Raw genomic sequence first — 24869 nt, 5'->3', positions numbered from 1 at the left:
CCGCCTTTCAAGGAAACGCCGACGAACTCCGAACGCAGGGCGGATGCCCTTGCGTACGAAGTAAAGGGGGAGGTGACGGCCAACGGCCGGCGCCGGAGGACATTCGTACGCAAGGGCATCCGTCCGGCGCCGCGCAGAGTGCATCCGCCACACGCGTGTCTTCAACCGACGTCTCTGCGGCTGAAGGGCCCCGACAAGGCTCGGTGTGCGGTGAGGAGAGCGCAGCACGCGCAGCCGCCTTTCAAGGAAGCGCCGACGAACTCCGAACGCAGGGCGGAGGCCCTTGCGTACGAAGTAAAGGGGGAGGCGACGGCCAACGGCCGGCGCCGGAGGACACTCGTACGCAAGGGCATCCGTCCGGCGCCACGCAGAACAATCCGCGAAAGAGCCTCAGCGCCCGCGACCACCATGCCAATGCTGGTGCCACGCCTGGAACATCAACACGTTCCACAGGTGCGTGTGCCACTTGCGCTCGCCGCGCAGGAACGCCTCCCAGATGCCCCGCACGCGCACCGCATCGAAGCAGCCCTGGTTGCGCAGCAGCTGCGGGTCCAGCAGTGCCTCCGCCCAGTCACGCAACGGCCCCGCCAGCCAGCGCGCCATCGGCGGGCCGAAGCCGCGCTTGGGACGATACACCAGCGGCTCCGGCAGATAGCGCGCCAGCAGGTGCTTGAGGATCCGCTTGTGTTCCCCATCGTGGTACTTCAGGTGTTGCGGCAGGCGCCACGCCAGGCGCACGACCTCCATGTCCAGCAGCGGCGCACGGGTCTCGACACCCGCCGCCATGCCCGCACGGTCGACCTTGGCCAGGATGCCCTCGGCCAGGTCCATGCGGAAATCCAGCAGCTGGATGCGCGCCTCGGCCGGCAGCGCCGTGTCCTGCTGCTGGAAGATCGTCAGCGGCTCACGCGCACCCAGCACGACCTGGGCCGGCTGTCGCCAGCGGGTCACCCGCTGCAGGTAATGCCCCTCCACATCGTTGGCAGCGACCTCGGCCACCAGCGCACGCCAGCCACCGAGGCGACCGCGCTCGGCGTTCAAGCGATTGCCGCTGCGCCGCGCGAGGTCGCGTACCCAGTCCGGCAGGCCGCCGCACAGGCGCGCATTGCGCAGCGCGCGGCCATAGCTGGGGTGGCCGAAGAACAGCTCATCGCCACCGTCACCGGTCAGCGCGACCGGCTTGCGCGCCCCCAGCAGTTCACTGGCCAGCAACGTCGGCAGCTGTGAAGCGTCGGCAAAGGGTTCGCACCAGACCTGCGGCAGGCGCTGCAGCAGGTCCAGGCCCTGGCGCGCATCCATGCGGTGCAGGTGGTGCTGCACCCCCAGGTGACGCGCGACCTGCGACGCCCAGTCGCTCTCGTCATGCCCCGGATCGTCGAAACCGACGGTCCAGGCCTCGATCGGCAGGGTCGATTGCGCCTGCATCATCGCCGTCACCAGCGAAGAGTCGGTGCCGCCGGACAGGAACGCGCCACAAGCCAGTGGCGAGTGCATGCGCGCCGCGATCGCCTTCTGCAGTGCTGCTTCCAGCTGGTCGGTGGCCTGTTCCAGGCTCGGCGCCGGCTGCAGCGGCTGCTGCAGCGCGCTCTGCATCGCGTCGCGCGCGCACCAGTAACGCGCGCCACCCTGCGCGGCATGGCTGGAGCGACCTGCGGCGTGGTCACTGAGATCGATGCGCAGCATCGCGCCGGCCACCAGCTTGTGGATGCCGCGGTAGATGGTATGCGGTGCCGGCACGTAGTCATGGCGTAGCAACAGGCTCAGCGCGTCCTGATCGATGCTCGGCGCGAAACCGGCGAAGGCCTGCAGCGCCTTCAACTCCGAGGCGAACAGGAACTGGCCCTGGTACCAGCCGTAATACAGCGGCCTCTCGCCCACCGGATCACGGGCCAGCCACAGCACGCGCGCCTCCCGGTCCCAGACGCTGAAGCCGAAGGCACCCTCGATGCGCGACAGCGCCCGCTGCACGCCCCATTCGACGATCGCCTGCAGCAGCAGCCGCGCATCGCTGCAACTACGTGGCAGGTCGCGCAACTGCGCCTGCAGGTCACCGCGGTTGTACAGGCGGCCGTCCAGGCACAGCACGTAGCGACCGCAGTCCGAGCTGAGCGGCTGCAACGGCGTATCGGCCGGCGCCCGGCAGTGGCCCAGCGCGAGGCCGGCCTCGGCGTCGGTCCAGTAGCCGATGCGGCCACGGCCACGCTGCTGCAGGGCACGCAGCATCGGTGCCAGCTGCTGCAGCAGCTGCTCGTCCTCGGCGGGCGGCAGCCAGGCCCCGACCACGCCGCTCATCGGGCGCCTCGGCAGTGGCAGCGGCGGGGTGGGTTGAACAGGCAGCGGGCGGCGGGCGACATGAGGACGGCACGCGGAGCGGAGGAGACTCCATGCTCGGCCGCAGGCCCCGCTGCGTCAGTCGCTTTGCTGTCAGCGATCGTCACCAGCCGTATCACGAAGGTAACGTTTTGTAACAGCGGCAGGCTATGCTGGGCGGCAAGTCGTTGCCGGGACTGAGAACCGGCCGGAGCGCCAGCAACCCCGGCTGAATGGCGCCCGCCCCCGGGACCCGGGCGGCCCGACGGCTGGGATAGCATCGCCGCGCTCGTGCCGTGGCGGTACGTTTGCGTCCACGGAGGCCTTGGAAATGCTGGATATCGTACTGGTCGAAGACGATGCCCGCCTGGGAACGATGGTCAGTGACTACCTGCAGCGGCATGGCTACCAGGTTGCCCATGAACGCAGCGGCGAGCGGGCAGTGGCCCGGATCCTGGCCGAAAAGCCGGCGCTGGTGCTGCTCGATGTCGGCCTGCCCGACCAGGATGGTTTCGAAGTGTGTCGGCAGATCCGGCCCCACTATGACGGCATCATCTGCGTGCTGACCGCCCGTACCGACAACATCGACCAGGTGCTGGGCCTGGAACTGGGGGCCGACGATTACATCGGCAAACCGATCGAGCCGCGGGTGCTGCTGGCCCGGTTGCGTGCCCACCTGCGCCGGCACCGCCGGGTCGAGCCGCGTGACGGCAGCCTGCGCTTCGGCGAGCTGAACATCGACCCTTCCACCCGCAACGTGCACCTGCAGGGCGGCCTGCTGGAGCTGACCACGGCCGAGTTCGACCTGCTGTTCCTGCTGGCCAGCAACGCCGGCCAGATCCTCGACCGCGATGCGCTGCTGCGCGGCCTGCGCGGGATCGCCTTCGACGGCCTGGACCGCTCGATCGATGCCCGCATCTCGCGCCTGCGCCGCAAGCTGGGCGACAACCCCGAGCAACCGGAACGGATCAAGACCGTCCGCGGCCGCGGCTACCTGTTCAGCCGCTCGGCATGGGGATGACGCGCACGCCGTCGGCGATGCGCGGCCACGCCTTCCACTTCCTGCGCTACGGCATCGGCTTCCTGCTCGCCCACCTGTTGCTGATCGTGCTGGGCCTGTGGGCCTGGGATGCCCTGCTGGAAGACCGCACCGAAGCCGGCCTGCAGGCCGAGATGCGCGGCACGCACGCGCTGCTGCAGCATCGCTTCGCCGAAACCCCGCGTGAGCAATGGCCGGCGCTGGCCCGCGAACTCGACGCTGATTTCGCCTATGCCCTGCGCCTGGTGCCGCTGGCCGAGGCGGCGAAGGCGCTGCCGGCCAGCCAGCGCCCTCCGTTCAACAACGGCCGCGTGCAGATCGACCTGGAGCACATGCGCAGCCTGCAGCGCATCGGTGACAGCGACTACGCGGTGATGCTGGGGCCGCTGGACGAAGCACTGCCCGATGAGGGGTGGCAGGACAGCGAAGTGTCCGGCGTGGCGATCCTGCTGCTGATCCTGATGGTGGCGGTGGCACTGCCGATGTACGTGATGGTCTACCGGCTGTGGCGCGACGTCTCGCAGCTGGCCCAGGCGGCGCGGCGCATGCGCGACGGCCAGCTGGACACGCGTGCGCCGCGCGCCGGCACCGCACTGGTGCGGCCGCTGGCCAATGCCTTCAACCACATGGCCGAGCAGCTGCAGCAACTGCTGGAAAGCCAGCGGGTGCTGGCCCAGGCGGTGGCGCACGAAGTGCGCACGCCGCTGGCACGGATGCGTTTCGGCCTGGCCGAGCTGGAAGACAGCGCACTTGACGACGTGCAGCGCGATGCGCTGGGCGGCCTGCGCACCGACGTTGATCGGCTGCAGCACCTGACCGATGCAGGCGTCGAGTACGCCGCACTGGGCCGCTGCCATCAGCTGACCCGCCAGCGCCTGCAGCTGGCGGCCCTGGTGCGTGGCGTGGTCGCCCAGTTCGCACCGTTGCCGATGCCGGTGCAGCAGGCGCTGTCGCCGGTGGGTCTGGTCAACGTCAACCGGCACATGCTGGAACTGGCGCTGCGCAACCTGCTCGGCAATGCCCTGCGGTACGCGCGGCGGCAGATCCGCATTGCCAGCACCGTCAACGACGCCTGGCTGTGCGTACAGGTGGAGGACGACGGCCCCGGCATCGCACCGGAGCTCCGCGGCCAGGTGCTGCAACCCTACGTGCGGCTGGACCCGGGCAGTCCCGGGTTCGGCCTCGGCCTGGCACTGGTGCAGGTGGTGGCCGACAAGCACGGTGGCCACGTCGAGGTGACCGATTCGGAGCTGGGTGGGGCCTGCATCCGCCTGCACCTGCCATTGGAGAGCGGCGGCAGCGCAGAGGGCGAAGCGGCCTGCTAGGCCGCCGGTTCCGCGCGCGGCAAGGCAAACACGAACAGCGCGCCGCGCGCACTGTCACGCAGTTCGATGCGCCGGCCATGCAGCTGCACGATGCGCTGCACGATCAACAGGCCCAATCCGCCGTTCTCGCCGCGCCGGGCACCCAGCGCGGCCGGTGCCTGGAACAGCTGCGTGCGCAGTGCCGGGGCCACCCCGGGACCGTCATCGGCCACGCTCACCTCCACGCTGTCATCGGTTGCGCGCAGGCGCACCTCGATCTGCCCGCCCTCGGGTGCATGCCGCAGCGCGTTGTCGAGCAGGTTGGTCAGCACCCGCTCGACCAGGCCAAGGTCGGCGCGCACCGGGGGCAGGCCGGGCGGGAATGCCGCGTGCAGTTGCTGGCCACGCGCCTGCGCCGCCAGTTCGAACTTCTGCAGCACGTCCTGCAGCAGCTCCGGCAGTGCGAACACCTCCCACTCCAGCCGCACTTCGCCATGCTCCAGCCGCGCCAGCTCGAACAGCGCGCGCGCCAGCCGGCCGACCTTGGCACTCTGTGCCAGCGCGATGCCGAGATAACGGCGCCGCTCGTCCGGCGACAGCGTGGCATCCTTCAATGCCAGCGTTTCCAGGTAGCCGTGCAGCGATGACAACGGCGTGCGCAGGTCGTGCGAGATGTTGGCCACCAGCTCGCGGCGCTGCAGGTCCTGCTGGCGCAGCTGCTGCCACTGCTCGCCCAGCCGCTGCGCCATCTGCGCATGCGCATGTTCGAGGATCACCAGTTCATCGCGCTCACCCGGGCGCAGCGGCTCCGCCGGCGGCAGCGGCGTGGGTGCATCGATGTCGAAGGCCTGGATGCGCCGGGTCAGCCGCCGCAGTGGGCGTGTCACCCAGTAGAACGCCACCAGCCCGGCCAGCAGGCCGAGGCCACCAACGAGTGCCACCGACCACAGCGTGGTGTTCCACTGGCTGCCGGCGGCGAGGTCGTCGGCCAGCATCTGCCGGTGCTCGCCCACCAGCACCACGTACACATAACCGGCCTGGCGGCCCTGAACGATCAACGGTGCAGCACTGAACACCTTGCGGCCATCGGCGCTGCGCGGGTCATCGCCGAGGATCGGCAACGGTGCTCCCGCCAGCAAGCGGCGCAGCGGCGCCACGTCCACCCGGGTGCGCACCAGGTGCCCACTGGGCGCATCGTGGCCAAGGATGCGGCCCTGGTCGTCCAGCAGGTAGACCTCGACGCTGGGGTTGACCGCCATCAGCTGGCCGAACAGCGCGCGCACCGCGGCATCGCGCATGCCGCTGGTATCCATCAGCTCGCTGCGCTGCGCGATATGTTCGGCCAGGCCCAGCGATAGCCGCTGCACGACTTCCTGCTCGTGGCGGGTGTTGGCCCGCATCTGCAGCGCCAGCAGCGCCATGCAGCACGCCAGCATCAGCGCAGCGGTCACCACCGCCAGCTTCTGCCACAGGTTCGGCTTGATCATGCGGCCGCCCCGGCCGGGTCGACCAGCTTGTAGCCACGACCCCACACCGTCAGCAACCGCCGCGGGTTGGCCGGGTCGGGCTCGATCTTGCTGCGCAGGCGATTGATATGGGTGTTGACCGTGTGCTCGTAGCCGTCGTGCTGGTAGCCCCAGACCTGGTTGAGCAGCTCCATGCGCGCGAACACCTGGTCCGGGTGACGGGCGAAGAACAGCAGCAGGTCGAATTCGCGCGGGGTCAGCTCCAGCGAGTTGCCATCGACCGAGGCGGTGCGCGCGACCGGGTCCAGCTGCAACCCGCCCAGCTCGATCGCACCGGCATCGATGCGCGCGCTCTGTGCCATCGCCTCGGCGCGGCGCAACAGCGCACGCACCCGCGCCACCAGCTCCGGCATCGAGAACGGCTTGGCCAGGTAATCGTCCGCGCCCAGCTCCAGGCCGACGATGCGCTGCGTTTCGCTGCCCCGCGCGCTGATGATGATGATCGGCACGTAACGCGCCATCGCGCGTGCACGCTGGCAGACCTGCAGGCCATCCACGCCGGGCAGCATCACGTCCAGCACCAGTGCATCCCACGGGCCGTCCTGCTCCAGCAGGCGCAGGCCGGCGTCGCCGCTGGCGGCATGGGCGACCTCGTAGCCTTCATCGCCCAGGTGCATGCGCAGCAGGTCGGCGATGTGGGCATCGTCTTCAACGATCAGCACGCGTTTGGTCGACATCGGCAACTCGGGGCCAGCGGGGAGGCTGGCTGCATTGTGGCGCGGGACGGCCGCCGATACCTCACGAAAAATTGAATCCTGCGTGAGGATTCGTTGACCCGGGCGGGCGCAGCATGGCCCCGTCGCCCCTTCCCGGAGTCCGCCATGTCCCTGTCCCGCCGCCATCTGCTGGGCCTGGGCGGTGTTGCCACCGCCGCCGGCCTGCTCGGCCTGGGGGCCTGCAGCCGCGCCGCCCCGGCCGCCGCCGAAGCGCGTCCGTCGCGACAGTTCGAGGTCATGCACAGCGATGCCGAGTGGCGCCAGCGCCTGACCCCGGCGCAGTACGCGGTGCTGCGCCAGCAGGCGACCGAGCGCCCCTACAGCAGCCCGCTCAACAAGGAGCACCGGCAGGGCACCTTCGCCTGCGCCGGCTGCGCGCTGCCGCTGTTCTCCTCGTCCACCAAATTCGAGAGCGGCACCGGCTGGCCCAGCTTCTGGGCACCGCTGCACAACGCCATTGGCGAAGACCGCGACGTCACCTTCGGGATGCTGCGGGTGGAGGTGCACTGCCGTCGCTGTGGCGGCCACCTTGGCCATGTGTTCAACGATGGCCCACGCCCGACCGGGCTGCGCTACTGCATGAACGGTGCGGCGATGGTGTTCGTTCCCGGTGCCACCAATGGCGGCACTGCCGACGGCTGGCGGGTGCCGGTCGGTTCTTCCCCTGTTTCCGGAGCCTGACCATGCTGCTGTTGCTGCTTGCCTACCTGGGGGGCGCGCTGACCCTGCTCAGCCCCTGCATCCTGCCGGTGCTGCCGTTCGTATTCGCGCGTGCCGACCGTCCGTTCCTGCGCAGCACGCTGCCGCTGCTGCTGGGCATGGCGCTCACCTTCACCGTGGTTGCCAGCCTGGCCGCGGTGGGCAGCCAGTGGGTAGCGCAGGCCAACCAGGTCGGACGCTGGATCGCCCTGCTGCTGATGGCGCTGTTCGCGCTGGCGCTGCTGTGGCCGCGACTGGCCGACCACCTGCTGGCACCGTTCCAGCGCGTGGGCGCCCGCCTGAGCGCGCGTGCCGATGCCGCCGACGCTGCGGGACGGGGCGGTGCATGGACATCGCTGCTGATCGGCATCGCCACCGGCCTGCTGTGGGCGCCCTGCGCGGGGCCGATCCTTGGCCTGGTGCTGACCGGTGCCGCCCTGCATGGCGCCAGCGTGGGGACCAGCACCCTGCTGCTGGCGTATGCGCTGGGCGCGATCACTGCGCTGGCGCTGGCGGTGTGGGTCGGCGGCCGCGTGTTCCGTGCGCTGCAGGCGCGGCTTGGCCTCGGCGATGCGCTGCGCAAGGGGCTGGGCGTGGCCGCCCTGCTGGCGGTGGTGGTGATCGGCCTGGGCTGGGATACCGGCCTGCTGACCCGTCTTTCCACGGTCAGCACCGCCCGCATCGAGCAGGGCCTGCTGGATGCGGTGCCCGGCGCGCAGCCGTCGGCACCGCCGATGATGATGATGGCCGGTGCCAACGCCGCTGCCGATGCACCGCTGCCGGTGGAAGGCACCCTGCCCGCGCTGGACGGTGCCACCGGCTGGCTCAACAGCCCCCCGCTGGCAGCCGAGCAGCTGCGCGGCAAGGTCGTGCTGATCGATTTCTGGACCTACTCCTGCATCAACTGCCTGCGCGCGATGCCGTTCGTGCACGAATGGGAGCGCCGCTACCGCGACCACGGCCTGGTGGTGATCGGCGTGCACACGCCGGAGTTCGCCTTCGAGCGTGACCCGCGCAACGTGATGAAGGCGGTGCAGCAGCTGAAGGTTGAGTACCCGGTGGCGCTGGACAACCAGTACACGATCTGGCGCGCGTTCAACAACCGCTACTGGCCGGCGCAGTACTTCGTCGACGCACAGGGCAACATCCGCGGCCACCAGTTCGGTGAAGGCAACTACGCGCGCTCGGAACAGATGATCCGTCGCCTGCTGGCCGACGCCGGGCAGACGAACCTGCCGCCGCCCGCCGATCCCGCTGCCGCCGAGCTGAAGGGCGTGGCCGCGCAGGCCGACATGAGCAACCTGCGTTCGCCGGAAACCTACCTGGGCCACGCCCGTGCCGAGCAGTTCGCCTCGCCCGGCGGGCAGCGCAGCGACGCCGCGTTCGACTACACGCTGCCGGCCAGCCTGGCGTTGAACCAGTGGGGACTGTCCGGGCGCTGGACCATCACCGACGAGGCCGCACAGCTGCAGCAGGCCGGCGGCCGCATCGCCTTCCAGTTCCATGCCCGCGACCTGCACCTGGTGCTGGCACCGGGCCACGAAGTAACGCCGGTGCGCTTCCGCGTCTGGCTGGATGGCAAGCCGCTGCCCGCCGCCGACGCCGGCAGTGATGTCGGTGCCGATGGCAGTGGCGTGGTCGACGAGCACCGCCTGTACCAGCTGGTGCGCCAGCGCGGCACGGTCGGCCCGCACCGCTTCGAGATCGAGTTCCTCGATGCGGGCGTGCAGGCCTATGCCTTCACCTTCGGTTGAACCGGGAGGACATGATGAAACTCTCCTTTGAACAGGGCATCGCCGCCGGTGTGGCCGGCCTGGTGGCCACAGCCTTGATTGCCGGCGTGCTGCTGGTCGACCACGGCGCGGCTGCGGCACCGGTCGAAGCCAGCGCGCAGATCCAGGCACTGCCGGCCCCCACCGGCGATGCGGCGTTCCGCGATGACGCGACCCACGCCAGCGTGGTGTTCGCCGGTGGTTGCTTCTGGGGCGTGCAGGGCGTGTTCCAGCACGTCAAGGGCGTGAGCAACGCGGTCTCCGGCTATATCGGTGGCAGTGCGGCCAATGCGCGTTATGAGCGCGTCAGCAGTGGCCAGACCGGCCATGCCGAAGCAGTGAAGATCGACTACGACCCGCGCCAGGTCAGCTACGGGCAGCTGATGCAGGTGTTCTTCTCGGTCGCGCACGACCCGACCCAGCTCAACCGCCAGGGGCCCGACCACGGCAGCCAGTACCGCTCGGCGATCTTCAGCGATGACGCCCGCCAGCAGGCCGCCAGCCGCGCCTACATCACCCAGCTCGGCCAGGCCGGCAGCTACCGCGCACCGATCGTCACCCAGCTGGTCAGCGGCCAGCGCTTCTACCCGGCCGAGAGTTACCACCAGAACTACATGACCAACTACCCGCAGGCGGCCTACATCCGCTACTACGACGCACCGAAGCTGGCGGCCCTGGCCAAGCAGTTCCCGGCGCTGTACCGGCGCGAGGCGGTGCTGGTGCCGATGCGGTAACGACCTGGGTAGCGCCGGCCGCTGGCCGGCAACCGCACTGTTCCGGATCCCGGGATGGCCGGCCAGCGGCCGGCACTACCCAAAAAAAGACGCACGGCCATCCAGCCGTGCGCTTGGAAAATACCGGCCACGCCCCGATCAGGCCCGGCCGACGACAACATGCTAGGCTCGCCATCATCACGGGTACAGCACCAGATGGCGGGAACTTCGATGGATACAGATGACCAGGCCACGATGATTCCTCCCCGCTACCAGCGGCTGTCCGATGAACTGGCCGAGGCCATCCATGGCGGACGTCTTCCGGTCGGCAGCCGCCTGCCCTCGCTGCGGCAGATGGCCTCGCAGCGCAGGCTCAGCCTGAACACCGTGATTGCCGCCTACCGCCAGCTGGAAGATGCCGGCCTGGTGATTCCGCGGCCCAAGGCCGGCTTCGAGGTGGCGCCGCGGTTGTCGGTACCGGAACGGTCACTGCGCGATGTGCCCTCGGCCCCGACCGCACCGCTGCAGCAGGTACTCATGGCGCGGGTGCTGGAGGCACAGCGCCGCCCGGGCGTGGTCGACCTGGCCTTCGCCGGCCCGCGCGGTCGGCAGTTCTACCCGGGCGCGCAGCTGGCCCGTCACACCGCGCAGGTGCTGCGCCATGGCCAGCAGACGGTGGAGACCTACGCACGCCCGAACGGCTCGCCACGCCTGCTGGCGCAGATCGTGCGGCGTGGCCCGCGCATGGGGCTGCATACCCACAGCGAGCGCCTGCTGTTGACCCATGGTGCGATGGAGGCCCTGCAGCTGGCCCTGCGCGCGGTGACCGAACCGGGCGACGCGGTGGGCATCGAGGCGCCCTCCTACTTCAACCTGTACCCGTTGCTGGCCAACCTCGGCCTGCAGGCCATCGAGCTGCCCACCCATCCGCAGCACGGCCTGGAGGTCGATGCGCTGGAGGCGATGCTGGAGCACACGCCGTTGGCCGCACTGGTGGTGATGCCCACCGTGCACAATCCGCTGGGCTGTACCATGCCGACCGCCGCCAAGCAGCGCCTGGCCGAGCTGGTCAATGCACGCCAGCTGCCGCTGATCGAGGATGCGGTGTATGCCGAGCTGCAGTTCTGCGAGCCACCGGCCCCGTTGCTGAAAGCCTTCGATCGCGACGGCTGGGTGATGGTCGTGGGAGGCTTTTCCAAGACACTGGCGCCGGATTACCGCATCGGCTGGCTGGATGGCGGCCGCTTCGCCGAACGCATCGCACTGCTGAAATTCCAGTCCACCGGCGGCGAGCCGCAACTGCTCGGCGATGCGGTCGCGGCGTATCTGGAGGCGGGCAGCTACGAGCACCACCTGCACCGCATGCGCCGGCTGTACCGTGAACAGGTGGGACGGCTGCGCCAGCTGGTGGCCGAACACTTCCCGGCCGGGACCCGCGCGACCGAACCGCAGGGCGGCTTCCTGCTCTGGCTGGAACTGCCGGGCGTGGACACGCGCGAGCTGTTCGAGCGAGCGCTGCAGGAGGACATCGTGTTCATGCCCGGCCAGGTGTATTCGCGCGGTGCGCGCTATCGCCACTGCCTGCGCCTGTCGTGCTGCCAGACGCTGGATGCGCGCTTCACCGGTGCGGTGGAGCGGCTGGGTGCGATCGCACGGGAGCTGGCGGCTGCAGCACGGTAGTGCCGGCCGCTGGCCGGCACCATCGGGATCACCGGGTGGATGCAGTTGCCGGCCAGCGGCCGGCACTACCCAGGATCAATCGAGCAGGTGCGCGCTCAGCGCTTTGCCGTCCGCCCCCGGCAGATGGGGCAGCCGTCCCCAGCACGGCATCGGCAGCCGCTGCCGCAGCGTGGCGATGTTCTCGTCCTGGCGCTGCATGGCCGGATCGATGTGGTTGCCGATCCAGCCCAGGCACTCCACGCCACTGGCCTGCAGCGACTGCGCGGTCAGGCGCGCATGGTTGACGCAGCCCAGCCGCATGCCCACCACCAGCAGCACCGGCAACTGCAGTGCACGTACCAGGTCGAGCTGGTCCAGCGTGGCCGAGACCGGTGCCAGCCACCCACCGACGCCCTCCACCACCACGATGTCGGCCTGCGCGCGCAGTCGCGCGAACGCGGCCACGATCGGCGCCAGTTGCACCTGCACGCCGTCCTCGGCAGCGGCCAGCTCCGGTGCCAGCGGCTGCCGCAGCGCGTACGGGTTCAGATCGGCATAGTCCGGCACCGGCCGGCTGGCCGCCTGCAGGGCCAACGCGTCCTCGTTGCGCAGGCCCTGCCCCAGGTCTTCGCTGCCACTGGCCACCGGCTTCATGCCCACCGCGCGCAGGCCGCGCCGGCGCAGCGCATGCAGCAGCGCGGTGCTGGCCGCGGTCTTGCCGATTTCGGTGTCGGTGCCGGTGATGAACAGGGCGGGCGGCAGCGTAGCGGGCAACGGCATCGATGGGCTCCAACAGGGCAACAGAGCGTGCATTATCGCCGGCCCGGCGCGCTTGCTAGACTGCGGGCATGTTCGCCAATGCCTCGCTCACCGGCAGCAAGCCGGAACAATACGCCCAGCTGCTGGAACAGGCCCGTGGCCTGGTCTACGCCGAGTCCGACCGCATCGCCAACGCGGCCAACCTCTCCGCACTGGTCTACCACGCCCTGCCCGACCTGAACTGGGTGGGCTTCTACCTGTACGACGGCAAGGAACTGGTGGTCGGCCCGTTCCAGGGCCTGCCGGCCTGCGTGCGCATCCCGCTGGACAAGGGCGTGTGCGGTGCCGCCGCCAGCCAGCGCGTGACCCAGCGCGTGGACGACGTCGATGCCTTCCCCGGCCACATCGCCTGCGATTCGGCCTCGCGCTCGGAACTGGTGGTTCCGCTGCTGCGCGGTGATGAACTGATCGGCGTGTTCGACATCGACAGCCCGAAGATCGGCCGCTTCGATGCCGACGACCAGGCCGGCCTGGAAGCCATCGCCCGGGTATTCGTCGAGGCGCTGGGATGAGCGCACCCAAGCTGCGCAACATCGGCCCCAAGAGCGCGGCCTGGCTGCGCCAGGTCGGCCTGCGCAGCCGCGAGGATCTGGTCGCGATCGGTGCGGTGGGCGCCTTCGTCAAGGTCAAGCGCGCCGGCTTCAAGCCCAGCCTGAACCTGCTGTACTCGCTGGAAGGCGCGTTGCTGGACTGCCACTGGCAGGAACTCAGCGAGCCGCAGCGTGAGGCGCTGGTGCAGGATTACGAAGCACGCATCGCCGCGCATCCGCTGAAGGCGGCCGGCCCCGCCTCGGGCCCGGTGCACGAACAGCGCTTCGATGCCGACGATGACGCTGAAGACAGCGTTGCTGAGGGTGCGGACGAGGATTGATAGCACCGGTAGTGCCGGCCGCTGGCCGGCAACTGCATGGTCTTTCAACGTTCCTCGGACTGCCGGCCAGCGGCCGGCACTACCGATGGGTTACGGCTGCTGCAGCTCCAGCAGCTCGCCTGCCAGCCCGGCTTCGCCACGTTCCAGCCATACCCGCAGGCGCGTGCCGTGGTCGATGCGCAGCGCCCAGCACAGCGACATCGGCAGGCCGCAGACCTGCGACAGCACCATGCGCAGCGGGCCACCATGGCTGACCACCAGCGTCGGCACCGGATCATCCTCGTCCAGCAGGCGGTCGAGCGCGCGCGCGATGCGCCGCTCGAAGTGGCCCCAGCTTTCGCCGTTCGGCGGTGGGAACGCATGCGGATCGGCGTGGAAGGCAGCGAGTGCATCCTCCGGCAGGTCGAACAGCAACTGCCCGTCCCAATCGCCGAAATCCAGCTCTTCCCATTCCTCGTCTGCTTCCACGTCCAGCCCGCGCGGCGTGGCCAGGGCCATCGCCGTGTGCAGCGAGCGCAGCCGCGGCGAACTGATCACCCGCTCCCAGGGCTGCGCGGCGTAGGCGTCGACCAGTTCCTGCGGCAGGCCGGCCAGCTGCGGTGGATCGCTGCGGCCATCGAGGAACTCATCGCGACCGTTGCCGGCATGGCGGACCAGGTCGAGGATCATCGCTGCCGGCCGGTCTGTACCTGCCGGCGCGGCGGCGCTTCGAACAGATCAGCGGCGGGGATCGGTAGCGGTTGGAACAGGATCATGGGCAACACTTCCAGAACTGATGCCCCGCGACGGGGCGCTTCATTCTAGCGTGCGCCGCCCTCTGCCTGCCCACCTGCAGCAGCGCTGCGCGCTGGCACGGCGGGCGACATCAGCCGCTTGCCCAAGCGGATCATCGGTGCTTCTACGAATCGATGGCCGAGTGCAGCCAGCGGCAGTACCACCGACAGCGTCATCGCCGCACACAACAGATAGCCAACACTGTTGCCCTGGACGGCAAGCACCCGCGCGAACACCGGACCGAGCACCGCGATGACGATCGGATGCCCGAGATAGAGCGAGTAACTCACCGTGCCCAGCCATGCGGTGATCCGGTTCACGAGCCAACGCGGCGGGCACTGCGAGAAGCCCAGTAGCAAGGCCAGGTAGCCCAGCCCCGCCAAATGCCATTGCCAGGGACCGGCGGCACCCCACGTCGTCGAGGACGCGGCCAGGAGCAGCAACAGCACACCCGCCAGGTTCAGGCGGTGTGCCCACCGCCGCGCGCGCGGCACCGGCAACCGGGCGAGTGCACCAAAGGCGTGGAAGCCCACCAGCCCCATCGCGAAGACCGGGGCATGGCGCAACCATCCGTAGTCACCCAGCGAGGCCTGGATACGCTGGCCCAGCACACCCGTCCAGGCCAGCACCACCAGCGCCAGTAGCCCGATCAGCAGTCCCCAGGCGCTGCGCGCCTTGCCGACCAAGACGTAGAGCGCGGGGAAAATGGCGTAGAACAGCATCTCCACGCCGACGGCCCAACTGGCCCACACGATTCCCGTTTCCCAGCCCGGGAACAAGTTGAAAGTGAAGGACAGGTTGGCCGCGATCTCCCCCCATGAATGGCCTACATGGTCGCCGCGGCCATCGCGGAACAGGGAGAACATCAACAGCACATAGAAGAGCGGCGCGATGCGAAGGAATCGATGCAGGTAGAAGCTCAGCAGCGGTCGGCCGGTGGCTTGGTGCCGGGGCATGGTGTAGCACAGGGAAAATGCACTGATGACGAAGAACAGCGCAACCCCGGTGGCTCCCATGTGCACGGCAGGCAACCAGCCGGCCGACACCGGTAGTGCCGGTGCCGGCATTGATTGCACGTGGTACAGCACTACGTATACGGCCGCCAGGCCACGCAGGGCATCGAGAAACTGCAGGCGATCCTTCGCAACCATGGTGGCTCGCACGAACGTGAAGAGGCCGATACTCTAACGCCCCCGGCAGGCGATGACTTAGACTGCGCGCACTTCCAGGTGACCTGCGGCCACGGCCGGCAGGTTGAAACGGGAAGCCGGTGACGCGTGATTCCACGCCATGCCGGCGCTGCCCCCGCAACGGTAAGCACGTCAGTTCCAGGCAACAACGCCACTGTGCCCTGTGCATGGGAAGGCGCCTGGACGGTGGCCCCCCGGCCACCCGGCGGCAAGCCCGGAGACCGGCCCGGAAGCCTCAGGTCGCGATGCGGTGGGCATGGCGCTGGATGACCGCAGCCTGCGCTGCGGCGTCGGCGCATGCCTGCCTTCGCGGCTCCTCCCCTTCGCCACGCGGGCGTGCGTGGCACCTGGAGTTCCCCATGAAGCTGCAGTCCCGAATGCTGTCCCTGGCCGTGCTGGCCGCCCTGCCCGCGCTGGTCCAGGCCGCCGATGACACCACCGCGCTCGACCAGATCCTGGTCACCGCCACCCGCACCCCGATCGCCCTGCAGGACAGCATCGCGCCGGCGCAGGTGATCGACCGCGCCCAGATCGAATCCAGCCAGGCCACTTCACTGCAGGAACTGCTGCGCGGCCGCGCCGGCATCAACCTGACCAATGCCGGCGGGCTGGGCAAGCAGAGCTCGCTGTTCCTGCGCGGCACCAACTCGGGCCACACCGTGGTGCTGGTCGATGGCGTGCGCATCAACAGCGCCGACCTCGGCCTGGCGATGTACCAGGACCTGCCGCTGGCGCAGATCGAGCGCGTGGAAATCGTGCGTGGCCCGCAGTCCAGCCTGTACGGTGCCGACGCCATCGGCGGCGTGATCCAGATCTTCACCCGCCGCACCCAGGGCGATTTCGCGCCGCACTTCCAGCTCGGCGGTGGCAGCAACGGCCTGCGCGAGGCCAGCGGCGGCATCGGCGGCGGTACCGAGCGCGGCTGGTTCGGCGCCGACATCGCCTACCAGCATTCCGATGGCATCGATGCCTGCCGCGGCTCGGCAACGCTGTTCACCGGTTGCTTTGCCGACGAACATGACCGTGACGGCTACCGCAACCTGTCCAAGAGCCTGCGCGGCGGCTACACCTTCAACGACCAGTGGAGCGTGGAAGGCAGCGCACTGCGTGCCGACGGCAAGAACCACTACGACGGCTACTACAACTACTCGGAAACCCGTCAGCAGGTGCTGGCCGGCAAGGTGCGCTACACCCCGTCCGAGCGCCTGGCATTGACCGCCAATGTCGGCCGCAGCGACAACGAGTCGGACAACTTCGGCGACTTCGGTGCGCGTGGCAGTGCGCAGACCCACCGCGACAGCGCCTCCCTGCAGGGTGACATCGGCTTGGCCGAGGGCCAGCTGCTGAGCACCGGTGTGGACTGGAGCCAGGACAACCTGGATGGCAGCAGTGCCGGCTATCTGGTCGACAGCCGTCGCAACACCGGCGTGTTCGTGCAGTACCAGGGCCGCTTCGGTCGCCACCAGCTGCAGGCCAGTGCGCGCAACGACGACAACCAGCAGTTCGGCAACCATGCCACCGGCAGTGTCGGCTGGGCGATGGAACTGGGCCACGGCCTGCGCGTCAATGCCAGCTACGGCACCGCGTTCAAGGCGCCGACCTTCAGCGACCTGTACGACCCGTGGAGCGGCGTGCCGACGTTGAAGCCGGAGAAGTCCAAGAGTGCCAATCTGGGGGTTTCGCAGCAGGGCCAGGGCTGGCATTGGGGCCTGGATGTGTACGAGACCCGCATCGATGACCTGATCACCTACGATGCGTCGACGTTCAGGATGCAGCAGGTGGAGAAGGCGCGCATCCGCGGCGCCGAACTGACCGGTGGCATGCTGCTGGCCGGCTTCGACCTCAACGCGCAGCTGAGCTACACCGATCCGCGCAACCGCACCCGCGGCAGCAGCCAGTTCGACAACTGGCTGCCGCGTCGTGCACAGCAGACCGCGCGCCTGGACATCGATCGCCGCTTCGGGGACTTCCGTGCCGGCCTGACCGTGCAGGGTGCGGGCAAGCGCTATGACGACGCCTCGAATGTGGTGAAGGTGGGCGGCTACGGTACGCTGGATGTTCGCGCCGAATACGCACTGACGCCGTCGTGGTCGCTGCTGGCGCGCGCTGCCAACGTGTTCGACCGGCGCTATGAAACAGTGGCGTGGTTCAACCAGCCCGGTCGCGAGTACCAGCTGAGTGTGCGTTACCAGCCTAAGTGACCGCGACAGTCATGGTGGTGCCGGCCAGCGGCTGGCAACATCATGACCTTCGGGGACGTCCTCGGGGTTGCCGGCCAGCGGCCGGCACTACCCGTTGCGTTGGCCCTGGGTTGCCGGCCAGCGGCCGGCACTACCCGTTGCGTTGGCCCTGGGTTGCGGGCCAGCGGCCGGCACCACCTGTTGCGTCGGCTGGGTTACCGGCCTGCGGCCAACCCCGGCAACTCACGCAGGTCGTCGATCACTGCCACCGCATGCGCGCTGGCCAGATCCAGGCCGCGCGGGTAGCCGTAGCGCACCAGCGCGATCGGCATGCCGGCCTCTTCGGCGGCGCGGTAGTCGGTCAACGAATCTCCCACCATCAGGCAGGCGTCCACCGGCAGCGCGAAATGCGCAGCGATGTGCCGCAGCGGTTCGCCACTGGGCTTGCGCTGCGGCAGCGAATCGCCCCCCAGTACCAGCGCGAACGCATCACCAATGCCCAGGTGCTGCAGCAGGGGCGGCACCAGTGCTTCGGGCTTGTTGGTGCAGATCGCCAGTGGCACGTCGCGCGCGCGCAGCTGCGCCAGTGCGTCGGCCACGCCATCGAACAGGCGCGGGCTGCGCAGCAGGCACTCGCGGTAGTGCACCATGAAGACCGGCATCACCTCGGCCAGGTCGACCTCACGACCGGCGGCGTGCACGGCCTGTTCGACCAGGCGGCGCACACCGTCGCCGATCCAGCCGAGCACGGTGGCTTCCGGCACGCGTGCCATGCCGATGTCTTCCAGCGTGCGGTTCAGTGCTTCGGCGATATCAGCTGCGCTGTCGACCAGCGTGCCATCAAGGTCGAACACGACCAGCGGATAGGGATACGACAAGGGACGGCACCTGCACGACGTGGGGCCGCCCATTGTACGCCGCTGGTTTCTGCGCCGATCCGCCTCAGCCGATCCGGCGCGCGCGGGTGGCCAGGAACGTGGGCAGGTAGCGGTCGATCAGGAAGCGCGGCTGCGGCTGCCAGTCTTCCATGAAGCGATCGATGACGAACCCCGCATCCAGCTGGCCGCCGATCAATTCGGTCAGGCTGTGGCCAAAAGTCAGCGCATCGCCGCGGGCGAGTTTCGCCTCGCGTTCGGCGGCGGGCAGGTCTTCCACGTCCGAATAGGGAATGGCGTACTGCGGCCGGATCAGGCCCTGCGCATCGAGCTGCGGATCGCGCGCACCGACGAACAGCACCGGGTTGTAGAAGCTGGCCATCAACATGCCATCGCGCGCGAGCACGCGGCGGCATTCGGTCCAGACCGGGCGCACGTCCGGCACGTACAGATTGGAGATGGGGTGGAACACCACATCGAAGCTGTCGTTGGCAAATACGTGCAGGTCGCGCATGTCGCCCTGCACCGTGCGCAGCCGCAGGCCGTCGCGCGCCGCCACGCTGCGGTCCTGTTCCAGCTGCCCGTCGGACAGGTCGAACACGGTGACGTCGGCCCCGGCCGCCGCCAGCACCGGTGCCTGCTGGCCACCGCCCGAGGCCAGGCACAGCACCCGGCGGCCGCGCACATCGCCCAGCCAGTCCAGCGGCAGGGCGCGGGGCGTCAGGTGCACCTGCCAACGCCCTTCGCGCGCGGCGGCAATCGTTGAACTCTCCACCGGGCGCGACCATTCGCGCACTTCGCTGGCCTGGCGGTCCCAGGCAGCACGGTTGTGGTCGATCAAGGCCTGTCCATGGTTCATGTGTTCTCCTTGCCCGGTGGGCGCCAATCCAGATCCTGGAAGGCCGGGCTGGCGAAGCACTCGGCCAGGTAGTCCAGGAATCGCCGCATGATAGCGGGCTGCTGGCGGCGTGATGCGTACACGGCATGAATACCGAGTTCGTCCAGACTGAACGCAGGCAGCAGTTCGATCAGTTCACCGCTGCGCAGCAACGGTGCCACCTGGTAGGTCGGCAGCATGGCGATGCCGGCACCGGCCCGCACCGCCTCCAGCAGCAGCGACGCCTCATTGGCACTGATGTTGCCGCCCACCGCCACCGACAGCGAACGGCCATCGCGGTGCAGCTGCCACAGGCTCTTGCCGACGTAATGGTGGGTCAGGCAGTTGTGCGCGGCCAGGTGCTCGGGGGCGGTGGGCGTGCCGCGTGCCTGCAGGTACGACGGCGTTGCGCACAGTACCGAGCGGCAGGTGGCCAACCGGCGCGCGATCAGGCTGGGGTCGATCTGGCGCGCGATGCGCACCGCCAGGTCCACCCGCTCCTCCACCAGGTTCACCATGCGGTCGACCAGCAGCAGCTCGATGCGCGCGGCAGGATGGCGCGCAACAAAGCCGGCAACGGCCCGTGCCAGGTGGCTCTGCCCGAACGACACGCTGGCGGTGACCCGCAGCGTGCCGTGTGGCTCGGGATCGTCGCTGGCCAGCTCGCCCTGCAGTTCCTCGCCGATCGCCAGCATCTGGCGGAAGCGCGCCAGCGCCGCCTCGCCCGGGCCGGTCAGGCTGACCCGGCGCGTGGTCCGGTGCAGCAGGCGCGCGCCCAGCCAGGCCTCGACCTCGGCCAGGTAGCGGCTGACCATCGCCCGCGACATGTCCAGCACCTCGGCGGCCGCGGTCAGGCTGCCACGCTCGGCCACTTCGACGAACACGGTCATGGCGGTCAATCGGTCCATATGCTCGATCCATGCAACAAACAAGCGCGTTATACGCTGTTTTTCGGCCGACTGCAGGGGCCTAGAGTGGCCCCATTCCCACCCCACACCGCCCCACGGAGTCCTGCCATGAAGATCGCCCTCGTTGGTTCCACCGGCAACATCGGCCGCCAGATCGCCCGCCACGCGCTGGCCCGCGGCCACGAACTCACCGTCATCGTGCGCAGCGCGCAGGACCTCCCGGCTGAACTGGCCGGTGCGCATCCAGTGGTTGCCTCGCTGGACGACCTGGATGCGCTGGTCGCCGCCATTGCCGGCCACGACGTGCTGGCCAGTGCCTACGGCCCGCGCCCCGGCGATGACATCGGCCGTGTGGGCGAGGTCGCCGCGCAGCTGGCCGCCGCCGCACGCGAGGCCGGCGTGCCGCGCCTGGTGGTGGTCGGTGGTGCCGGCAGCCTGGAAGTCGCGCCCGGCGTGCAGCTGGTCGATACCCCCGACTTCCCGGAGGCCTACAAGCCGTACGCGCTGGCCCACCGCGAGGCGTTCAACCGCCTGCAGGCAGTGGACGACCTGGACTGGACCTTCTTCTCGCCGGCCGCCGAAATCGGCCCGGGCGAAGAGCGCGGCCAGTACCGCGTGCAGCCCAAGGCCTTCCTCGCCGATGCCAGCGGCCACAGCCGCATCAGCTACGCCGACTACGGTGCAGCGTTCGTCGCCGAGCTGGAAGCACACCGGTACCCGAAGCAGATCATCACGGCCGCGTATTGATCCACGCACGTCCCTTGTAGAGCAGAGCCCGCGCTCGGCTCTACGCGAACATGCAGCCGGGCATTGGCCCGGCTCTACACAAGGAATTCCCATGCGTACCGCTGCCCTGCTGCTCCCCCTCGCCCTGGCCGCCAGCCTCACCAGTGCACCGCTGCTCGCCGCACCGGCCACCCCGCCGCCGGCGGCGGCGACGAAAGCCCAGCTGCACCTGCAGACCTTCCATCCCGGCCCGCAGGCGATGTTCTCGGTCTCCTCGGTGCTGATCGAAGGCCGCCACGACGCGATCCTGGTCGACGCGCAGTTCGGTGCCAGCGACGCGCGCAAACTGGTCGAACGGATCCGCGCCAGCGGCAAGCAGTTGACCACGATCTACATCAGCCACGGCGATCCGGACTACTACTTCGGCCTGGCCACCGTGCAGGACGCCTTCCCGCAGGCACGCATCGTCGCCACCGCGCAGACCGTTGCGCATATCCGGCAGACCCAGGCCGGCAAGCTGGCCTATTGGGGACCGAAGATGGGAGCCGATGCGCCGGCGCGCATCGTCGTGCCGCAGGTGCTGGACGGTGATGCCCTGCAGCTGGAAGGCCAGCGCCTGCCGCTGATCGGCCTGGACGGCCCGACCCCGGACCGCACGGTGCTGTGGGTGCCGTCGCTGCGCGCGATCGTTGGTGGCATTCCGGTGGTGGCCGGCGAGCACGTGTGGATGGCCGACACGCAGACGCCGAAGTCACATGCCGACTGGCTGCAGACCCTGCAGCGACTGCAGGCATTGAAGCCGACGGTGGTGGTGCCCGGGCACTACGCGCCGGGTGCGGCGCTGGATGCCAGTGCACTGCGCTTCACTGCGGACTACATCCGCACGTTCGATGCCGAAACGGCAAAGGCCAAGGACAGTGCGGCGCTGGTGAAGGCGATGCAGTCGCGCTACCCGAAGCTGGCCGGCGTGGCGTCGCTGGAGCTGAGTGCAAAGGTGGCCAAGGGCGAGATGCAGTGGCCATGAGGTAGGGCGTTTTCTTTTGCAGGGCTGCGCCCTGCACCTGCGGTAGTGCCGGCCGCTGGCCGGCACCCTCAATATCCAAAGCTTGCTTGATAGAAGGCGACCACATTCAACTCACCAGATCGACGACGCGCAGGTAATCACCCATTTGCCACTCCTTTCCAAACGTCAAGCCGGGATCAACATCACAGACCTGAACGTCAACAGCTGTACGATGGATTGCGTAGTTGATCAAACCGATGGAACGGAGAATTCACGATGAAAATCAGACACGCTTTGGTCAAACTGCTGCTATCCACCGCCGCACTGGCCGCGGTCCCCGCGTTCTCTCAACAAGTGACGCCCTCCACCGACCCCGTTGTTCAAGCCTTTGCGCAGCATGAGGGATTGACCACGCAAGAAGCCGACAGGCGGCTCAGACTTCGAATTGCGGCAGGTGAAGAGCTTGCGCGCATTCTGGATGGAATGCCTGATCGCTTCGCTGGCAAGAGCTTCACTGAGAACCCGATGATCGTGACGGTCCGTTTGACCGGGACCGAGCCAGTGCCATCCCGAACTATGAGCACTGTCTATGGCACCATCACCTACCGCTTCACGGTCGGTGCAACTCACTCTCTGACGCAATTGAAGCAGATAGTGAAGTCAGGAAAGGTGGCAGAACTTTTCCCGGAGCATCAGGGGATCATGATCGACGGACAGCGCGGTGTGATTGTTGTGGAGCTGCCCAGCACAGATTTCGAAAGAATCTATGTCGACGAGGAAAAGAATGCGCGACGCGTTCTATCCGCCCCCATTGAACTAAAGAAGTCCTCAGGGCGTTCCAAGTTGCTGTCAGCGCCACAGACTCGTGCGGGTGGGAGAGCTGTTTCCAACAACTCGTACTGCACGTTTGGATTTCGGGCCTATGATTCTGATGAAAAGCCTGGGTTGATTACTGCCGCACATTGCCTACCAACCCTGCGGTACGAACCGATCCCGGATTCTGGCGACACTGCCACCGTCGTACTTGATGTAGATCCTGACCGACGACGCTTTGATGCAGGTCACGACGTGCAATGGCATCCCGTCCCTGCCTCGAGCGGTTTTGAAGCGTCTTGGACGACCTTCACCAAATTGAATGGATTTAACACGATTGGTTACCTGGGAAAGGTCAGACCCGATCTACTGCGGGAAACTCTGGAAGGACTCCTAGTGCTCTGCCATGCAGGAACACGGACAGGCTACAGCTGCGGCACTCTCACCTCCGTGAACGCAGAGCCTGAATCAAATATCTGCAATTTCCAAAGCTGCACGAGCGATTGGATTAAGGTGGAGGACCTAGCCGGCCCTTACGATTTGCTATGTGATGCAGGTGACAGCGGCGGACCTCTGGTTTCGGTGGATCTTGATGCTGTGGCGATAGTGACGTCTGCAAAGACCAACGGCAGCGAAATCGGAGATTGCGACTATCTGATAGGGATGTCTCTTGCGAAGGTTCACTCCGCCATAGGTGTGACTGTTCGTTGATCGCGAGAGAACCGTCACGCGCAGACCTGTACCAGCCATCATCGCTGAGCTGGGCTTGTCCCATTAAATGCCCTGGCAATCTTGTTGCGCAGGGCCTTCGAGAGATCTGCAACTGATTGAGCTGGGAGATTTGTGCAGGCCCGCTTGACCGGCCAGAATCAAGACCCCTCTTAGCCCCATCAACGATTGCCTGCGGAATCGTTCGGTCCGTGCTCGAACAACTCGCCCTGCACCACCGGCTCCTTCTCGCGGAAGCCGCCCAGCCCGACACCAACTAGACGGTAACGGGTCTCCGCCGGCAGGTCGACGCGGGCACGCAGGGCCAGCGCGATGTCGCGCAGTTCTTCCATCGATTCCGGCGGGCGCTCCGGGGTGAAGCTGCGGGTGAGGATGCGGAACTGCGCGGTCTTCAGCTTCAGCACCACGGTATGGCCGACACGCTCGGTCTTGCGGGTGGCCTTCCAGGTCTTCTCCGCCAACTGCACGATTGCCTCGGTCAGGTCTTCCAGCAGCAGGTCTTCGGCGAAGGTGTCCTCCGAGGAAATCGACTGCACCTGCTGGTCCGGCTCCACCGGCCGCTCGTCGATGCCGCGCGCCCGGTTGTACAGGCTGCGCCCGAAACTGCCGAACGCCTCTTCCAGATCGGTCAATGCCCATTGCCGCAGGTCGCCGCAGGTGACGATGCCGCGCGCGGCCAGCTTGCCCTCCATCACCTTGCCCACGCCAGGCACCCGTTTCACCGGCAGCGGCAGCAGGAACGCATCCACCCGCTGCGGTGGAATAACGAACTGGCCATCCGGCTTGCGCCAGTCCGACGCGATCTTGGCCAGGAACTTGTTCGGCGCGATCCCGGCTGAAGCAGTCAGGTGGGTTTCCTCGCGGATCTGAGCGCGGATGGTGCGCGCGATGTCGGTGGCCAGCTCGATGCCACTCTTCGGCTCGGTCACGTCCAGGTAGGCCTCGTCCAGCGACAGCGGTTCGACCAGGTCGGTATGCCGCAGGAAGATCGCGCGTACCTGCTGTGACACCGCCTTGTAACGCGCGAAGTCCGGCGGTACGAAAATCGCGTCCGGGCACAGGCGCTCGGCGCGCACCGCGGGCATCGCCGAACGCACGCCGAACACGCGTGCCTCGTACGAGGCCGCACACACCACCGAACGCGCGCCGCGCCATGCCACAACCACCGGCTTGCCGCGCAGTGACGGATCGTCGCGCTGCTCCACCGACGCGTAGAACGCGTCCATGTCAACGTGGATGATCTTGCGCAGTCGGGTCATGTCGGGCGGAAAAGGCGGGGGCGGGCCAGGCAGGCCACACGCCGAAGTATGGTCGTTGCACATCAACAGGATGCGCGTATTCCCTTGAAAACTCTACGGTTGCGTAC

Annotated in this window: 22 protein-coding genes and 1 riboswitch; of the genes, 12 read left to right on the top strand and 10 right to left on the bottom strand. The window is 68.1% G+C overall.

Annotated elements, in window-relative coordinates; genetic code table 11:
* Positions 1-390: 390 nt before the first annotated feature.
* A complete protein-coding gene (gene asnB / locus LRM18_RS16370; protein WP_057494291.1) occupies positions 391-2292 on the bottom strand; it encodes an asparagine synthase (glutamine-hydrolyzing) in 1902 nt (633 codons plus the stop codon).
* A gap of 349 nt (positions 2293-2641) precedes the next feature.
* Between asnB and LRM18_RS16365 the strand changes: the two genes are divergently transcribed.
* Positions 2642-3331, top strand: a complete 690-nt coding sequence (locus LRM18_RS16365) for a winged helix-turn-helix domain-containing protein (protein ID WP_010484092.1) — start codon at positions 2642-2644, stop codon at positions 3329-3331.
* Complete coding sequence (locus LRM18_RS16360) at positions 3328-4674, top strand: ATP-binding protein (RefSeq protein WP_103281979.1); 1347 nt, start codon at positions 3328-3330, stop codon at positions 4672-4674. The genes LRM18_RS16365 and LRM18_RS16360 overlap by 4 nt, the downstream gene beginning before the upstream one ends.
* Here LRM18_RS16360 and LRM18_RS16355 read toward each other — a convergent pair.
* Complete coding sequence (locus LRM18_RS16355; RefSeq protein ID WP_053506601.1) at positions 4671-6140, bottom strand: HAMP domain-containing sensor histidine kinase; 1470 nt, start codon at positions 6138-6140, stop codon at positions 4671-4673. The two genes, LRM18_RS16360 and LRM18_RS16355, sit on opposite strands and share 4 nt — an antisense overlap.
* Positions 6137-6856: a response regulator transcription factor gene (locus LRM18_RS16350; RefSeq protein ID WP_182068314.1), complete on the bottom strand. Its 720-nt coding sequence runs from the start codon at positions 6854-6856 to the stop codon at positions 6137-6139. The genes LRM18_RS16355 and LRM18_RS16350 overlap by 4 nt, the downstream gene beginning before the upstream one ends.
* A gap of 144 nt (positions 6857-7000) precedes the next feature.
* Here LRM18_RS16350 and msrB point away from each other — a divergent pair, with 144 nt between their 5' ends.
* The 4 genes from msrB (at position 7001) to LRM18_RS16330 (ending at position 11759) form a co-directional block, all read left to right on the top strand.
* Positions 7001-7576: a peptide-methionine (R)-S-oxide reductase MsrB gene (msrB, locus tag LRM18_RS16345; protein ID WP_270955043.1), complete on the top strand. Its 576-nt coding sequence runs from the start codon at positions 7001-7003 to the stop codon at positions 7574-7576.
* Between the two features lie 2 nt (positions 7577-7578).
* Positions 7579-9348, top strand: a complete 1770-nt coding sequence (locus tag LRM18_RS16340; RefSeq protein WP_270955042.1) for a cytochrome c biogenesis protein DipZ — start codon at positions 7579-7581, stop codon at positions 9346-9348.
* A 14-nt stretch (positions 9349-9362) separates the two neighbouring features.
* Positions 9363-10100, top strand: a complete 738-nt coding sequence (gene msrA, locus LRM18_RS16335; protein WP_270955041.1) for a peptide-methionine (S)-S-oxide reductase MsrA — start codon at positions 9363-9365, stop codon at positions 10098-10100.
* Positions 10101-10310: 210 nt separating this feature from the next.
* A complete protein-coding gene (locus LRM18_RS16330; RefSeq protein WP_049465057.1) occupies positions 10311-11759 on the top strand; it encodes a PLP-dependent aminotransferase family protein in 1449 nt (482 codons plus the stop codon).
* A 75-nt stretch (positions 11760-11834) separates the two neighbouring features.
* On the opposite strand, the gene bioD is transcribed toward LRM18_RS16330, so the two are convergent.
* Complete coding sequence (bioD, locus tag LRM18_RS16325) at positions 11835-12518, bottom strand: dethiobiotin synthase (protein ID WP_270955040.1); 684 nt, start codon at positions 12516-12518, stop codon at positions 11835-11837.
* A gap of 68 nt (positions 12519-12586) precedes the next feature.
* Between bioD and LRM18_RS16320 the strand changes: the two genes are divergently transcribed.
* Both LRM18_RS16320 and LRM18_RS16315 read left to right on the top strand, forming a co-directional pair.
* Positions 12587-13069, top strand: a complete 483-nt coding sequence (locus LRM18_RS16320) for a GAF domain-containing protein (protein WP_032959222.1) — start codon at positions 12587-12589, stop codon at positions 13067-13069.
* Complete coding sequence (locus LRM18_RS16315) at positions 13066-13428, top strand: TfoX/Sxy family protein (RefSeq protein ID WP_049410464.1); 363 nt, start codon at positions 13066-13068, stop codon at positions 13426-13428. The genes LRM18_RS16320 and LRM18_RS16315 overlap by 4 nt, the downstream gene beginning before the upstream one ends.
* A gap of 90 nt (positions 13429-13518) precedes the next feature.
* On the opposite strand, the gene LRM18_RS16310 is transcribed toward LRM18_RS16315, so the two are convergent.
* Together LRM18_RS16310 and LRM18_RS16305 are read right to left on the bottom strand one after the other, a co-directional pair.
* A complete protein-coding gene (locus LRM18_RS16310) occupies positions 13519-14097 on the bottom strand; it encodes a histidine phosphatase family protein (RefSeq protein WP_270955039.1) in 579 nt (192 codons plus the stop codon).
* A 131-nt stretch (positions 14098-14228) separates the two neighbouring features.
* The gene (locus LRM18_RS16305; RefSeq protein WP_065428183.1) at positions 14229-15353 is read right to left on the bottom strand and encodes an acyltransferase; all 1125 of its coding nucleotides are present in this window, start codon (positions 15351-15353) and stop codon (positions 14229-14231) included.
* A 59-nt stretch (positions 15354-15412) separates the two neighbouring features.
* Positions 15413-15637: riboswitch (cobalamin riboswitch) on the top strand.
* Positions 15638-15751: 114 nt separating this feature from the next.
* Here LRM18_RS16305 and btuB point away from each other — a divergent pair.
* Positions 15752-17593, top strand: coding sequence for a TonB-dependent vitamin B12 receptor (gene btuB / locus LRM18_RS16300; protein ID WP_270955038.1), 1842 nt, complete (start codon positions 15752-15754; stop codon positions 17591-17593).
* A gap of 194 nt (positions 17594-17787) precedes the next feature.
* On the opposite strand, the gene gph is transcribed toward btuB, so the two are convergent.
* The 3 genes from gph to LRM18_RS16285 all read right to left on the bottom strand — a co-directional run bounded on the left by gph (position 17788) and on the right by LRM18_RS16285 (position 20232).
* Positions 17788-18450, bottom strand: coding sequence for a phosphoglycolate phosphatase (gene gph / locus LRM18_RS16295; protein ID WP_053462075.1), 663 nt, complete (start codon positions 18448-18450; stop codon positions 17788-17790).
* 64 nt (positions 18451-18514) lie between these two features.
* Positions 18515-19306: a class I SAM-dependent methyltransferase gene (locus tag LRM18_RS16290; protein WP_206632241.1), complete on the bottom strand. Its 792-nt coding sequence runs from the start codon at positions 19304-19306 to the stop codon at positions 18515-18517.
* Positions 19303-20232, bottom strand: coding sequence for a LysR family transcriptional regulator (locus LRM18_RS16285; RefSeq protein WP_049465043.1), 930 nt, complete (start codon positions 20230-20232; stop codon positions 19303-19305). Before LRM18_RS16285 ends, LRM18_RS16290 begins: the two co-directional genes overlap by 4 nt.
* A 108-nt stretch (positions 20233-20340) precedes the next feature.
* Here LRM18_RS16285 and LRM18_RS16280 point away from each other — a divergent pair, with 108 nt between their 5' ends.
* From LRM18_RS16280 to LRM18_RS16270, 3 genes are all read left to right on the top strand, one after another.
* A complete protein-coding gene (locus LRM18_RS16280; RefSeq protein WP_270955037.1) occupies positions 20341-20979 on the top strand; it encodes an NAD(P)H-binding protein in 639 nt (212 codons plus the stop codon).
* A 91-nt stretch (positions 20980-21070) separates the two neighbouring features.
* A complete protein-coding gene (locus LRM18_RS16275; protein ID WP_270955036.1) occupies positions 21071-21982 on the top strand; it encodes an MBL fold metallo-hydrolase in 912 nt (303 codons plus the stop codon).
* A 255-nt stretch (positions 21983-22237) separates the two neighbouring features.
* On the top strand, positions 22238-23485 hold the full coding sequence (locus tag LRM18_RS16270; RefSeq protein WP_270955035.1) for a hypothetical protein: 1248 nt from the start codon (positions 22238-22240) through the stop codon (positions 23483-23485).
* A gap of 179 nt (positions 23486-23664) precedes the next feature.
* Here LRM18_RS16270 and dinB read toward each other — a convergent pair whose 3' ends face one another.
* The gene (dinB, locus tag LRM18_RS16265; protein WP_182068303.1) at positions 23665-24762 is read right to left on the bottom strand and encodes a DNA polymerase IV; all 1098 of its coding nucleotides are present in this window, start codon (positions 24760-24762) and stop codon (positions 23665-23667) included.
* Positions 24763-24869: the final 107 nt, after the last annotated feature.

The organism is Stenotrophomonas sp. PI_27, assembly GCF_027854495.1.
Lineage (GTDB): Bacteria > Pseudomonadota > Gammaproteobacteria > Xanthomonadales > Xanthomonadaceae > Stenotrophomonas > Stenotrophomonas pavanii.
This window is presented reverse-complemented; position numbering and strand designations above follow the sequence as displayed.

Coding starts and splice junctions, on each gene's coding strand:
- asnB (WP_057494291.1), bottom strand. CDS start 2,292: ATGAGCGGCGTGGTCGGGGCCTGGCTGCCGCCCGCCGAGGACGAGCAG.
- LRM18_RS16365 (WP_010484092.1), top strand. CDS start 2,642: ATGCTGGATATCGTACTGGTCGAAGACGATGCCCGCCTGGGAACGATG.
- LRM18_RS16360 (WP_103281979.1), top strand. CDS start 3,328: ATGACGCGCACGCCGTCGGCGATGCGCGGCCACGCCTTCCACTTCCTG.
- LRM18_RS16355 (WP_053506601.1), bottom strand. CDS start 6,140: ATGATCAAGCCGAACCTGTGGCAGAAGCTGGCGGTGGTGACCGCTGCG.
- LRM18_RS16350 (WP_182068314.1), bottom strand. CDS start 6,856: ATGTCGACCAAACGCGTGCTGATCGTTGAAGACGATGCCCACATCGCC.
- msrB (WP_270955043.1), top strand. CDS start 7,001: ATGTCCCTGTCCCGCCGCCATCTGCTGGGCCTGGGCGGTGTTGCCACC.
- LRM18_RS16340 (WP_270955042.1), top strand. CDS start 7,579: ATGCTGCTGTTGCTGCTTGCCTACCTGGGGGGCGCGCTGACCCTGCTC.
- msrA (WP_270955041.1), top strand. CDS start 9,363: ATGAAACTCTCCTTTGAACAGGGCATCGCCGCCGGTGTGGCCGGCCTG.
- LRM18_RS16330 (WP_049465057.1), top strand. CDS start 10,311: ATGGATACAGATGACCAGGCCACGATGATTCCTCCCCGCTACCAGCGG.
- bioD (WP_270955040.1), bottom strand. CDS start 12,518: ATGCCGTTGCCCGCTACGCTGCCGCCCGCCCTGTTCATCACCGGCACC.
- LRM18_RS16320 (WP_032959222.1), top strand. CDS start 12,587: ATGTTCGCCAATGCCTCGCTCACCGGCAGCAAGCCGGAACAATACGCC.
- LRM18_RS16315 (WP_049410464.1), top strand. CDS start 13,066: ATGAGCGCACCCAAGCTGCGCAACATCGGCCCCAAGAGCGCGGCCTGG.
- LRM18_RS16310 (WP_270955039.1), bottom strand. CDS start 14,097: ATGATCCTCGACCTGGTCCGCCATGCCGGCAACGGTCGCGATGAGTTC.
- LRM18_RS16305 (WP_065428183.1), bottom strand. CDS start 15,353: ATGGTTGCGAAGGATCGCCTGCAGTTTCTCGATGCCCTGCGTGGCCTG.
- btuB (WP_270955038.1), top strand. CDS start 15,752: ATGAAGCTGCAGTCCCGAATGCTGTCCCTGGCCGTGCTGGCCGCCCTG.
- LRM18_RS16290 (WP_206632241.1), bottom strand. CDS start 19,306: ATGAACCATGGACAGGCCTTGATCGACCACAACCGTGCTGCCTGGGAC.
- LRM18_RS16285 (WP_049465043.1), bottom strand. CDS start 20,232: ATGGACCGATTGACCGCCATGACCGTGTTCGTCGAAGTGGCCGAGCGT.
- LRM18_RS16280 (WP_270955037.1), top strand. CDS start 20,341: ATGAAGATCGCCCTCGTTGGTTCCACCGGCAACATCGGCCGCCAGATC.
- LRM18_RS16275 (WP_270955036.1), top strand. CDS start 21,071: ATGCGTACCGCTGCCCTGCTGCTCCCCCTCGCCCTGGCCGCCAGCCTC.
- LRM18_RS16270 (WP_270955035.1), top strand. CDS start 22,238: ATGAAAATCAGACACGCTTTGGTCAAACTGCTGCTATCCACCGCCGCA.
- dinB (WP_182068303.1), bottom strand. CDS start 24,762: ATGACCCGACTGCGCAAGATCATCCACGTTGACATGGACGCGTTCTAC.